Annotated in this window: 7 protein-coding genes; 3 read left to right on the top strand and 4 right to left on the bottom strand. The window is 70.2% G+C overall.

The genetic code is table 11. The features are described 5' to 3' along the window. Positions 1-2: 2 nt before the first annotated feature. The 3 genes from mfd to ABZ833_RS22975 all read right to left on the bottom strand — a co-directional run bounded on the left by mfd (position 3) and on the right by ABZ833_RS22975 (position 7146). Positions 3-3533 (bottom strand): transcription-repair coupling factor, encoded by a 3531-nt coding sequence (mfd, locus tag ABZ833_RS22985; RefSeq protein ID WP_361049452.1) that lies wholly within the window; start codon positions 3531-3533, stop codon positions 3-5. 242 nt (positions 3534-3775) lie between these two features. Continuing rightward, complete coding sequence (locus ABZ833_RS22980) at positions 3776-6361, bottom strand: FtsX-like permease family protein (protein WP_361049450.1); 2586 nt, start codon at positions 6359-6361, stop codon at positions 3776-3778. Continuing rightward, positions 6358-7146 (bottom strand): ABC transporter ATP-binding protein, encoded by a 789-nt coding sequence (locus ABZ833_RS22975; RefSeq protein WP_249589460.1) that lies wholly within the window; start codon positions 7144-7146, stop codon positions 6358-6360. The genes ABZ833_RS22980 and ABZ833_RS22975 overlap by 4 nt, the downstream gene beginning before the upstream one ends. Positions 7147-7621: 475 nt before the next feature. Between ABZ833_RS22975 and ABZ833_RS22970 the strand changes: the two genes are divergently transcribed. From ABZ833_RS22970 to ABZ833_RS22960, 3 genes are all read left to right on the top strand, one after another. Next, on the top strand, positions 7622-9190 hold the full coding sequence (locus ABZ833_RS22970) for an MFS transporter (RefSeq protein ID WP_361049682.1): 1569 nt from the start codon (positions 7622-7624) through the stop codon (positions 9188-9190). Positions 9191-9312: 122 nt separating this feature from the next. After that, complete coding sequence (locus ABZ833_RS22965) at positions 9313-9840, top strand: DUF485 domain-containing protein (protein WP_361049447.1); 528 nt, start codon at positions 9313-9315, stop codon at positions 9838-9840. Then, positions 9837-11477 (top strand): cation acetate symporter, encoded by a 1641-nt coding sequence (locus tag ABZ833_RS22960; RefSeq protein WP_361049445.1) that lies wholly within the window; start codon positions 9837-9839, stop codon positions 11475-11477. The genes ABZ833_RS22965 and ABZ833_RS22960 overlap by 4 nt, the downstream gene beginning before the upstream one ends. Positions 11478-11593: 116 nt before the next feature. On the opposite strand, the gene ABZ833_RS22955 is transcribed toward ABZ833_RS22960, so the two are convergent. Next, complete coding sequence (locus ABZ833_RS22955) at positions 11594-12493, bottom strand: cellulose-binding protein (protein ID WP_361049443.1); 900 nt, start codon at positions 12491-12493, stop codon at positions 11594-11596. Positions 12494-12858 lie beyond the last annotated feature (365 nt).

Here is a 12858-nt window from a genome sequence, read left to right as displayed (position 1 = left end):
CGCTACGACCCCAGGATCGTCGTCAGGAACTCCCCTACCCAGCCGAGCAGTTCACGCCCGATCAACGGCTTTCCGCCGACCTTCGCCGTCTTCGGGCGCGGGACGAGGATCTGGTGGGCGTTCTCCTTGATGACCGTGCCGGGGTAGAGCCGCTTGAGCCTGAGCTCCTGCGACTCCCGCAGCTCCACCGGAGCGAACCGGATGTTGTTGCCCTGCAGCACGATCTCGCCGACCTCGCACGCGCGGGCCAGCATGCGCAGGCCCGCCACCAGGAGGAGGTTCTCCACGGGCTCGGGCAACTTGCCGTAGCGGTCGGTGAGTTCCTCGCGCACCGCCTTGACGTCCTGCTCGCTGCTCGCGGAGGCGATCGAGCGGTAGGCCGCGAGGCGAAGGCGCTCGCCGGGGGCGTAGTCGTGCGGGACGTGCGCGTCGACCGGCAGCTCGACCTTGACCTCAAGCGGCGGCTCCTCCTCCACGCCGCCCTCCAGGGACGCGCGGTAGTCGGCCACCGCCTCGCCCACCATGCGTACGTAGAGGTCGAAGCCGACGCCCGCGATGTGCCCGGACTGTTCGCCGCCCAGGAGGTTGCCCGCGCCGCGGATCTCCAGGTCCTTCATCGCCACGTACATGCCCGCGCCCATCTCCGTGTGCTGGGCGATAGTGGCGAGGCGCTCGTGGGCCGTCTCCGTCAGCGGCTTCTCCGGCGGGTAGAGGAAGTACGAGTAACCGCGCTCGCGGCCTCGGCCCACGCGGCCTCGCAGCTGGTGGAGCTGCGAGAGGCCGAAGTTGTCGCCGCGCTCGACGATCAGCGTGTTGGCGTTGGAGATGTCGATGCCCGACTCGACGATCGTCGTGGAGACGAGCACGTCGAACTTCTTCTCCCAGAAGTCCACCACCACCTGTTCCAGGGCCTGTTCGGACATCTGGCCGTGTGCGGTGGCGATGCGGGCCTCGGGCACGATGTCCCTGAGGCGGGCCGCCGCCCGGTCGATGGACTCGACGCGGTTGTGGATGTAGAAGACCTGGCCCTCGCGGAGCAGTTCGCGGCGGATGGCCGCGCCGATCTGCTTCTCCTCGTAGGGCCCGACGAAGGTCAGGACCGGGTGGCGCTCCTCGGGGGGCGTGGTGATCGTGGACATCTCGCGGATGCCGGTCACGGCCATTTCGAGCGTACGGGGAATGGGGGTGGCCGACATGGTCAGGACGTCGACGTTGGCCCGCAGCTTCTTCAGCTGCTCCTTGTGCTCGACGCCGAAGCGCTGCTCCTCGTCGACGATGACCAGGCCCAGGTCCTTGAACTTCGTCTCGGAGGAGAAGAGGCGGTGCGTGCCGATCACGATGTCGACCGAGCCGTCGCGCAGGCCCTCCAGGGTCGCCTTGGACTCCGTCTCCGTCTGGAAGCGGCTCAACGCACGCACCTTGACGGGGAATTGGGAGTAGCGCTCGGAGAACGTGCCGAAGTGCTGCTGCACGAGGAGCGTGGTCGGGACGAGGACGGCGACCTGCTTTCCGTCCTGGACCGCCTTGAAGGCGGCGCGGACCGCGATCTCCGTCTTGCCGTAGCCGACGTCGCCACAGATCAGGCGGTCCATCGGGACCGTCTTCTCCATGTCGTCCTTCACCTCGGCGATGGTGGTCAGCTGGTCGGGCGTCTCCACGTACGGGAAGGCGTCCTCCAGCTCGCGCTGCCAGGGGGTGTCGGGGGCGAAGGCGTGGCCGGGGGCCGCCATGCGGGCGCTGTAGAGCTTGATGAGGTCGGCGGCGATCTCCTTGACCGCCTTCTTCGCGCGCGCCTTCGTCTTCGTCCAGTCGGCGCCGCCCAGGCGGTGCAGGGTGGGGGCCTCGCCGCCGACGTACTTGGTGATCTGCTCAAGCTGGTCGGTGGGGATGTAGAGCCGGTCGCCTGGCTGGCCGCGCTTGGCGGGGGCGTACTCCACGACCAGGTACTCGCGGGTGGCGCCCTGGACGGTGCGCTGCACCATCTCGATGTAGCGGCCGACGCCGTGCTGCTCGTGGACGATGTAGTCGCCGGTCTCCAGGGTCAGTGGGTCGATCGTCTTCCTGCGGCGCGCGGGCATCCGCTGGCCGTCCTTGCCGGCCGCCTTCTGCCCCGAGAGGTCGGTCTCGGTGAGGACCGCGAGCTTGAGGGCCGGGTCCAGGAAGCCGAAGTCGATCGAGCCGCAGGAGACGTGCACGACGGACGGCGTGAGCTCGCTGAGGTCGGCGTCGAGGCGGGCCGCGATGCCCTCGCCGCCCAGGACCTCGACGGTGCGGGCCGCGGGGCCGTGGCCCTCCGTCACGTAGACCGTGCGCCAGCCGTCGGCGAGCCAGCCCTTGGTGTCGGCGAGCGCCTTCGCGGTGTCGCCGCGGTAGGTCTCGGTGGCGTGCATGCCGAGCTTGAGGGTGTCCTCGTCCAGGTCCTCGTCCGCCGCGAAGGGGGAGACCGACCACCACATCATGCCCAGGTCACGGGCGTGGTCACGGACGTCCGCGATGCCCCAGAGGGAGGCGGCGCCCACGTCGATGGGGGCCTCTCCGCCACCGGCCGTCGCGGCCCAGCTGGCCTGGAGGAACTCCTGCGAGGTCGCCACCAGGTCGGCCGCGCGGGTGCGCACGCGCTCGGGGTCGCAGACCACAGCCATGCTGTGCTCCGGCAGGACGTCGAGCAGCAGCTCCATGTCGTCGACCAGGACCGGCGCGAGGGACTCCATGCCCTCGACGGCGATGCCCTCGGCGATCTTGCCGAGCAGTTCGCCCAGCTCGGGGTGGGCCTCGGCCAGCGCGGCCGCCCTTTCACGCACGTCGTCCGTGAGGAGCAGCTCGCGGCAGGGCGGCGCCCACAGGCCGTGCGCGGCGACCTCCAGGGAGCGCTGGTCGGCGACCTTGAAGTAGCGGATCTCCTCGACGTCATCGCCCCAGAACTCGACGCGGAGGGGGTGTTCCTCGGTCGGCGGGAAGACGTCCAGGATGCCGCCGCGCACGGCGAACTCGCCGCGCTTCTCGACCAGCTCCACACGGGAGTACGCGGCTGCCGCGAGGGCCTCCACCGTCTCGTTCAGGTCCGTGGACTCACCGGTGCGCAGGGCCACGGGCTCCAGGTCTCCCAGGCCCTTGACCTGCGGCTGGAGGACCGAGCGCACGGGGGCGACGATGACGGAGACGGGACCCGTCTCGGGGTCGTCGGGACGCGGGTGCGCCAGGCGGCGCAGCACCGCGAGGCGGCGGCCGACGGTGTCGGAGCGGGGCGAGAGGCGCTCGTGCGGAAGCGTCTCCCAGGAGGGGTACTCGACGACTCCGTCCGGCGGCAGGATCGTGCGCAGGGCCGCCGCCAGGTCCTCGGCCTCGCGGCCGGTCGCCGTCACGGCGAGGACGGTGCGCTCCGTCTCGCGAGCAAGAGCGGCGATCACGAAAGGGCGCGCGGCAGGCGGACCGACCGTGTCGATGACCATGCGGTTGCCGTCCTTGCCGGCCTTGACCGCTTCGGCGAGTGCGGAGTCCTTGACGACAGCGTCGAGCAGACCGTGCAGGCTCATGTGGGCTTTCGCTTTCCGTCCAGGTGCGAGGGCGCGCGGGGGGCAACGCGAACCGCCCGGCACGTCGTACGGGCCGGGGGTCTCCAGCGTACGACTCCGGAGTGACAGGCGCGGCTCGGTCCGCCCCGGCGGTCGCCGGAGCGGCCGAAAGCAGGCGGCCCCGGCGGTGCGCGTGCGCACCGCCGGGGCCGTTCTCCCCGCACCCCCGTGGCGGGAGCTTTTCCATGCCGCCGCAGCGGCAGCTATTCCGTGGCGATGGCGTTCAGGACGTTCATCCGGCCCGCCCTGAATGCGGGCACGAGCGCCGCGAACAGGCCCACGAACGCCGAGCCGATGAAGACGGTGATGATCGTCGGCCAGGGGATCTCCAGGACCTTCAGGCCCTCCAGGGCGAGCAGCTTCTGGGCCGTCGCTCCCCAGCCCATGCCGAGCCCCAGGCCAAGGAGCGCTCCGAAGAGGGCGATGACCACCGACTCCAGGCGGATCATGCGGCGCAGCTGGCGGCGCGAGAGGCCGATGGCCCGCATCAGGCCGATCTCGCGGGTCCGCTCGACCACCGAGAGGGCGAGGGTGTTCACGACACCCAGGATCGCGACGATGATCGCGAGACCGAGCAGGCCGTAGACCATGTTCAGCATCTGGCCGACCTGGTCCTTCAGCGTCTGCTTGAAGTCGGTCTGGTCCATGACCTTGTACTGCGGGTAGTCGGCCATGGCCGCCTTCAGCGACTTGTACGCCGCGTCCTGCTGGCCCTTGTCCGCCTTGGCGAACATGATCTCGTTCGGCGGCATCCGGTCGGCGGGCACGTACTTCGCGGCGGTCGAGATGTTCACGTACATCGCGCCGGAGTCGATCGAGGTCCCGCTCGCCGTGATGGCGCGGACCGTCATCTCGCCGGTCCTGCCGTGGTCGAAGGCGAGCTTCACCTTGTCGCCGAGAGCGATGCCGTGGTCCTTGGCGAAGTCCTCGTCGACCGACATGGAGTCCGGCTTGTAGGCGTCGGCGAGCTTGCCCGCGACGGTCTCGCTGCGCAGGTCCTCGGCGTACGTCGCGTCGGCGGCGCTCAGGCCGACCTTCTTCGCGGTCTTGCCGTTCGGGGCAATCAGGTCCGCCTTGACGTCCTTGTACTGGGTGATGTGGGCGACGTGGTCGGCCTTCTCCAGGGACTTCGCGGCCTTCGGGGTGATCGCCTGATTGTTGTTGGACTGGATGATGAAGTCCGCGCCGACCGACTTGTCGAGCTCGTCCGTGGCCGAAGCGACCATCGAGGAGCCGACCACGGAGAGGCACGCGACCAGGGCGAGGCCGATCATCAGGGCCGCGCCGGTGGCGCCGGTGCGGCGCGGGTTGCGCAGGGCGTTGCGCTCGGCCATCCGCCCGACTGGGCCGAACCACCGCAGGAGCACGGCGCTGATGACGCGGACCACGCCGTTGGCGAGGACCGGGCCGATCACGACGAAGCCGATGAGCGTGAGGACCACACCGCCGCCGAGGAAGAGCGAGCCCTCGCTCGCCTTGTCCGCCTGGGACGCGGTGTAGAGGCCGAAGCCGCCGGCGCCGGTGAGGACCAGGCCGATGATGGCGCGCAGGACGCTCGCCCGGCCGTCGGCCGGTGTTCCGGCATCCCGCAGCGCGGCCATCGGGGAGACCTTGGCGGCGCGCCGCGCGGGGAGGTAGGCGGCCAGGACGGTGACGACGATGCCGAGGACCATGCCCACCACGGGGGTCGTCCACTTGACCGTGAGGTCCTGCGTGGACAGTTCCATGCCCATGCCGGACATGAGCTGCATCAGGCCGACGGCCAGCCCGACGCCCGCGCCGACGCCGAGGACCGAGCCGATGACGCCGAGCAGCAGCGCCTCGACGAGCACGGAGCGGTTGACCTGCTTGCGGCTGGAGCCGATGGCGCGCATCAGGCCGATCTCGCGGGTGCGCTGGGCCACCAGCATCGAGAAGGTGTTGATGATGAGGAAGATGCCGACGAGGAAGGCGATTCCGGCGAAGCCGAGCATCGCGTACTTCATGACGTCCAGGAAGCCGCTGACGCTCTTGCGCCCGTCGTCCGAGGTCTCCTTCTGCGTCTTGACCTTGTACGCGGAGGCGTCCGCGCCCATCGTCCCGGCGACGTTCCGCTTGAGCACCGAGTCGCTGACACCGGCGGCGGCGCTCACGTTGACGTGGGTGAACCTGCCGGTGGCGCCGAGGAGTTCGCGCTGTGCGGTCGCGGTGTCGAAGTAGACGATCGCGGCGCCGGGGTTGGTCACCTTGAAGGTGGCGATGCCGGAGATCTTCGCGGTGTGGTCGCCGGCGACGGCGATCGTGCGCAGCTCGTCACCGATCTTGAGGTGGTGCTTGTCGGCGGTGTCGGAGTCGATCATCACGTCGGTGGGTCCGCGCGGGGCGTGCCCGGAGGTGATGTCCATCGAACGCAGGTCGTTGTGCGTCCAGTTGCCGGCGATGGTCGGGCCGCCGCCGGTGGGACCGACGTTCTCCTTCTTGGAGTTGACGACGGTGACGGCGGTGCTGCTGACCGCACCCTCCGCGGACTTCGCGCCGTCGGCCTTCTTGGCCTGGCCGACGACCGATGCGGGTATCGACTCGGGCCTGCCGCTCTCGGGGGTCTCCCCCGAGTCCTTCGCCGCCTTGTTCGTGACGGTGACATCGGCGGACGTCGCGGCGAAGAGCTTGTCGAACGTCGTGTTCATCGTGTCGGAGAAGACGAGCGTGCCGCAGACGAACGCCACCGACAGGACCACGGCCACGGCGGAGAGCGCCATGCGGCCCTTGTGCGCGAAGAAGTTGCGCATCGAGGTCTTGAGGACGGTCATGACGTACGCCCCCGCGCGTCGAAGTCCTTCATGCGGTCGAGGACGGTCTCGGCGGTCGGCGCGTACATCTCGTCGACGATCCGGCCGTCCGCGAGATAAAGGACCCGGTCCGCGTACGAGGCCGCCACCGGGTCGTGCGTGACCATCACGATGGTCTGGCCCAGCTCGGTCACCGACTTGCGCAGGAAGCCCAACACCTCTGCTCCCGCACGGGAGTCGAGGTTTCCGGTCGGCTCGTCACCGAAGATGATCTCGGGGCGCGCGGCCAGGGCGCGGGCCACGGCGACGCGCTGCTGCTGGCCGCCGGAGAGCTCGGTCGGGCGGTGCTTGAGGCGGCCCGCGAGACCGACGGTCTCCACGACCTGGTCGAGCCAGCCGCGGTCGGGCTTACGGCCCGCGATGTCCATCGGGAGCGTGATGTTCTCGATGGCGTTCAGCGTCGGCAGGAGGTTGAACGCCTGGAAGATGAAGCCGATCCGGTCCCGGCGCAGCTGCGTGAGCTTCTTGTCCTTCAGGCCGGTGATCTCGGTCTCGTCGAGGTAGATCTGCCCGGAGGACACGGTGTCGAGGCCCGCGAGGCAGTGCATCAGGGTCGACTTGCCGGAGCCGGACGGACCCATGATCGCGGTGAACTGCCCCCGGGCGATGTCCACATCGATCTCGTCGAGCGCCACGACCCGGGTCTCCCCGGTCCCGTACGCCTTCACGACCTGGCGCGCCCGTGCCGCCACGGCCGTACGCCCTCCAGTGCCCCCGTGCCTGGGAATGGTTACAGCCGATGTCACGGTAAGTCTCCTAAGTCGGTTACGCGGCGGGTCAGGTGTGTTCGCTACGCATAAAGAGTCTGGTCGTCCGAGGGCCCTGGCGCGCTGGTGCCCAGCGCAGTCTTTTGCGGGGGAAAACCCCACCCCCGAAGGTGTGGCTGGTCGGACCCGAGGATGCTTTCCCTGGTCCGACCCCGTCGGCATAAAGCCAATCTAAGAAGCGGCCGTGGCCTTCTCATCCTCCAGCAGTACGAACGGCCCCCGGTCCGTAGTACGGAGGAACCCCTAGGGGATCTCCACCCGCCGGTGGAGCCGTTCTCGGGGTCGCTCCACCCTCCTGCCGAGCGGCCACCGGCCCACCTGCCCGGATGCTCTCCACCCCTGCCCCGGAGGCGCACCGGGTGAGAAGGTGGCCCGGAGAAAGTAGATGCAGGGGGAAGGAATCTCGGTGGGTACAGCCGGAGCGAGCGGCACGGCAGGTTCGGGAACGGACGGCATACGTTCGGGCACGGACGGCGGACGGCGACGCGGGCCCGTCGTCGCGGCGCTCATGCTCGCCATGGCGCTCGCCGCCCTGGACTCCACCATCGTCTCGACCGCCATCCCCCAGATCGTCGGCGACCTCGGCGGCTTCTCCGTCTTCTCCTGGCTCTTCTCCGGCTATCTGCTCGCGGTCACCGTCACCCTGCCCATCTACGGCAAGCTCTCCGACACCTTCGGGCGCAAGCCCGTCCTCATCGCGGGCAGCATCCTCTTCCTGATCGGCTCGGCCCTGTGCGCCGTGGCCTGGAACATGGGCGCCCTCATCGCCTTTCGCGTCGTCCAGGGCCTGGGCGGCGGCGCGCTCCAGGGGACGGTCCAGACGCTCGCCGCCGACCTCTACCCCCTCAAGGAACGCCCCAAGATCCAGGCCAAGTTGTCCACCGTATGGGCCGCTTCCTCCATCGCGGGCCCCGCGCTCGGCGGCCTGATCGCCGCGTACGCCGACTGGCGCTGGATCTTCCTGATCAACCTGCCGATCGGGGCGGTGGCCCTGTGGCTGATCGTGCGCCACCTGCACGAGCCGGAACGCGAGGCGGTCACGCGAGGGCGCACCGACTGGGCGGGCGCGCTGGCCGTCTTCGCCTGCGGCGGCGTCCTGCTCACCGCGCTCGTGCAGGGCGGCGTCGCCTGGGGCTGGCTCTCCGCGCCCTCGCTCGCGCTGTTCACGGGCGGGCTGCTGCTCGCGGCGGCCGTCGTGGTCATCGAGCGGCGCGCGGCGGAGCCGATCATCCCCGGCTGGGTCTGGCGCAGGCGCACCATCGCGGCGGTCAACCTCGCCCTCGGCGCGCTCGGCCTCCTGATGGTCGCGCCCACCATCTTCCTGCCGACGTACGCCCAGTCCGTGCTCGGCCTCGCGCCGATCGCCGCCGGGTTCGTGCTCTCCGTGATGACGCTGAGCTGGCCGGTCTCCGCCGCCCTGAGCCAGCACGTCTACCGCAGGCTGGGCTTTCGCGACACGGCGCTCATCGGCATCGGCGGGGCCGCGCTCTTCCTCTTCGCGTTCCCCTTCCTGCCCTACCCGGGGCAGGCCTGGCAGCCGGCCCTCATCATGCTGCTGCTCGGCGCGGCGCTGGGCCTGTTCCAACTGCCGCTCATCGTCGGCGTGCAGTCCACCGTCGGCTGGTCCGAGCGCGGCACGGCCACGGCGTCCATCCTCTTCTGCCGCCAGATAGGCCAGACCCTGGGCGCCGCGCTCTTCGGCGCGATCGCCAACGGGGTCCTCACGTCGCGGCTCGGCGGCGCGGGCTCACTGGACTCGGTGGCCCACGCCCTGGAGGATCCGGCCTCGATCGCCGACCCCGAACGACTGCGCAGGGCCGTCGACTCGGCGGTCGACACGGTGTACGTCGGTGCGGGGTGCGCGGCGGTCCTTGCACTCCTCGTTCTGGTGTTCGTCGCCCCGCGGCGCTTTCCGGTAATCGGGGCCAAGGCCCCGGAAAACGGCGAGGTGGGAGCCCTGGAGGGCGCGGAGAACACCGAACTTGCCCCGCGCCAGGGCCACCTGAACAGACCCGCCGAATAGACCGACCGAGCAGTATGTGCAAAACCCTTCGCGGCTCTACTACTTACAAGTAACGTGCTCGATTCTCACCTCTCGCTCCCTGCGGTCCCGCACCGGACCGACGCCGCGCAAGGAGAACCGGGATGTCCTACCCTCGCCAGCCCCACCACCCTCACAACTCACATCACCCTCAACACCCCCAACATCCGCAGCACCCTCAGTACCCGCAGCACCCACAGCACCCACAGCCCCCCGAAGCCGCCTACCAGCCCCACCTCCCCCCACACGACTCCTCCCCCTCCTACCCCACCTATCCCTGGCAGCCGGTCGCGCCGCCGCCTCCCCCACCACCCCCAAGACTCCCCCGCCATCCCGCACTCGGCCGCCACAGCGACCTGCGCCACCTGCGCAGCGCCTACCGCTGGCAGCGCCGTGTCGCCACCCTCACGGCGCTCGGCTACTTCACGCTCTTCCTGATCCTCTCCGCCGTCGCCCCGTCCCTCATGACGGACACGGTCTCCGGCGGGCTGACCACCGGGCTGCTGCTCGGCCTGTGCCAGGTGCCCGTCACCCTGATCGCCATAGCGCTGTACGAGTTCACGGCCCGCCGCAGGGTCGACCCACTGGCCGAACGGCTGCGCAAACTGGCGGAGTTGGAGGCCAACCGATGAACTCCGGCACCGGCATCACTCTGCCCACCGACATCACCCTGGCCACCGACTCGGCACAGGCCATGTCCCTGGTCGCGTTCACCGCCGTCGTCACCCTCACGCTGCTCCTGTGCGTGATGACGGGCCCCGACCGCGACAACCTCGGCGAGTTCTACGCGGGTTACGGCGCCCTCTCGCCGATGCGCAACGGCTTGGCCATCGCGGGCGACTACATCTCGGCGGCGACCGTGCTCGGCACGGGCGGAGTGATCGCGCTCCTCGGGTACGACGGGGTGGTCCTCGCCCTGAGCACGGCCCTGTCCCTGATGCTCCTGATGTTCCTGCTCGCCGAACCCCTGCGCAACGCGGGCCAGTTCACCATGGGCGACGTACTGGCCCGCCGGATGCCGGGCCGCGCCGTACGCATCACCGCGTGCGCGGCGACACTGGCCGCGCTGATCCCCCTCATGCTGGTGCAGCTGGCGGGCGCGGGCGACCTGCTCTCCTTCATCCTCGGATTCTCCGGCGAGGGCGTGAAGACGGGATGCGTCGTCGCACTCGGCGCACTCATGATCAGCTACGCGGCGATCGGCGGCATGAAGGGCACCGCCCTCATCCAGATCCTGAAGATCGTGATGCTGCTCGGCTCCGGAGTGGTCATCGCCGCCCTGATCCTGCGCCGCTTCGACTGGGACCTGGGCGCGCTGCTCGCCGCCGCCGAGAAGGGCAGCGGGGTCGGCCCGGCGTTCCTCCAGTCCGGCCTGCAGTTCCAGGGCGGCCCCAACCCCCGTCTGGACATGATCAGTTCGGAGCTGACGGTGGTACTCGGCGGCGCCTGTCTGCCGCACGTCACGATGCGCATGTACACGGCGCGCAGCGCGCGCGAGGTGCGCCGCTCGATGTCCTGGGCGGTGTCGTCGGTGGCGCTCTTCGTCCTCATCATCGCGATCGTCGGCTTCGGCGCGACGGCGATGATCGGCCGGGCGGCGATCGCGAAGGCGGATCCGCAGGGCAACACGGCCTATCTGCTCGGCTCCAAGGCGGTGTTCGGCGCGAACGCGTCGACGGCGGAGACCCTCATCTTCACGACGGTCACCACGGCGATCTTCCTGACGCTGCTCGCCTCGGTCGCCGGAATGATCCTGGCCTGCGCCAACTCCCTGGCGCACGACGTCTTCGCACATCTCCGCACGGAGCTCACCCCGCGCCGGGAGATGACGCTGGCCCGCGTCTCGGCGCTGGCCATAGGGGGCATGGCGATCGTCCTCGCGGTCATGGTCCAGCACCACAATCTGCAGCCGCTGGTGACGCTGTCGTTCTGCCTGGGCGCGTCCGCCCTCGCCCCGGCGCTCGTCTACAGCCTCTTCTGGCGCCGCTACACCCGCAGGGGCCTGCTCTGGACCCTGATCGGCGGCACGCTCGGCTCCGTCATCCTCATGACGGGCACCAACCTGGTCTCGGGCGCCCCCACTTCGGCGTTCCCGAACCACGACTTCAACTGGTTCCCCTTCACGACGACAGGCCTGGCGTCCATCCCCCTCGGCTTCTTCCTGGGCTGGCTCGGCACGGTGTCATCGGGCCGACGTGAGTCGGAGGAGCAGCGCGGCCGGTACGAGGCGGTGGAGGGCTGGATCCTGGCGGGGGTGACGAGGAGGTAGATCGCGACGCGGGGCAAACGACGCCCCCACCCAAGGGAACTCGACGCGGGGTAATCGGGTGGGTGGGCGGGAAAGATCCGCCGCGAAGCGGCGGCCTTGAACCAGCCCGCCCAGAGCTAGGGGGCACCCTCAGCAGCAGCCCGCCCGGTCAGCGCAGCGAGACTGCTCCGCACATGCTCCATGTGCGCCCGCACCTCGTCCCACTCCTCACCATGCTCACGCAACAACCGCTCGGTCTCCCGGGCGATCCCCTCCTCCCGCGCCCCCGCGGCAGCGACAAGCTCCGTACCCCGGGCCTCGGCGTCCTCCTGCCCGTGCCGAGCGGACTCCTCCGCCTCCGCGAAGGCCCGCTTGGCCTCGGACAGGCGGGCCTCGGCGGCGGCCACGAGCGACGCCTCGTGCGCCTGAGCCTCGGCCTCCCGCAGGGCGATCTCCCGCTCGGCGGCCTCCCAGCGCTCGGCCTGCTCCTTCTCCTGCTCCTCCAGGAGCGCGGCACTGCGCTCCCGCATCTCCCGCAGCGCGGCGAGGGCCTCGCCGCGCCACTCCTTCACGTCACGGCGGGCCGAGATCCGCGATTCGTCCGCGGTGGCGCGGCAGGCGAGCAGCCGCTGCCGGGCCCGTTCGTCGGCCTCGCCGAGGATCTCGTCGGCGTACGCACGGGCGGCCTCACGGACCTCGCGCGCCTCCGCGTCGGCCGACTCCGTCTCACGCTGCACGTCGGCATCGGCCGAGGCCCGCACGGCCACGGCCTCCGCCTCGCTCAGGGCGAGGATGTTCCGCGCGCGCTCGCCCAGCGTCTCGTACGTCTGAGGGGCGAGGCGCGACACCACGTCCCGCAGCCGTTCCGCCTCCGCCTCCATCTCCTTGGCGAGGACGGTGAGCCGGGCGGCGCGTTCCCACGCGCCGTCGCGGTCCTGGGACAGATCGAGGGCGTACGCGTCCACCTGCTCGGGACGGTAGCCACGTCCGCGTACGGAGACGAAGCCGTGCTCCGAGGCCGTTGCACCGCTGCTCATCCTGGAATCCCTCCTCCGACGCACCACGCGCGTATTACGCGATTGGCGCACATCTTGATGGATCAAGCGGAAGTGCTCATAACGCGACACTCCGCTCATCTCATCCGCTCAAGGATGCGCTATTCCTGTCGGAAGTCGGAATCAGGGGGCCGCTCCTCCGCAGCGGGGCACGCACGGCCTCGGTGAACGCGCCAAGCCCGCCGCTTCGCGACGGATGTCTCCCACCCGAGCACCCCGGGGCAATCGGGTGGGTGGGCGGGAAGGATCCGCCGCGAAGCGGCGGCACAGGGAAGGCACCCACGGCGCGGCACAGGAACGCGCGAGGCGCCCGAACCCCCGCACAGGGGGTCGAGCGCCTCGCAGAT

Source organism: Streptomyces sp. NPDC047525 (assembly GCF_040643025.1).
Lineage (GTDB): Bacteria > Actinomycetota > Actinomycetes > Streptomycetales > Streptomycetaceae > Streptomyces > Streptomyces durmitorensis.
Note: the sequence above shows the minus strand (reverse complement) of the source record. Positions and strands in the feature narration are given on the sequence as shown.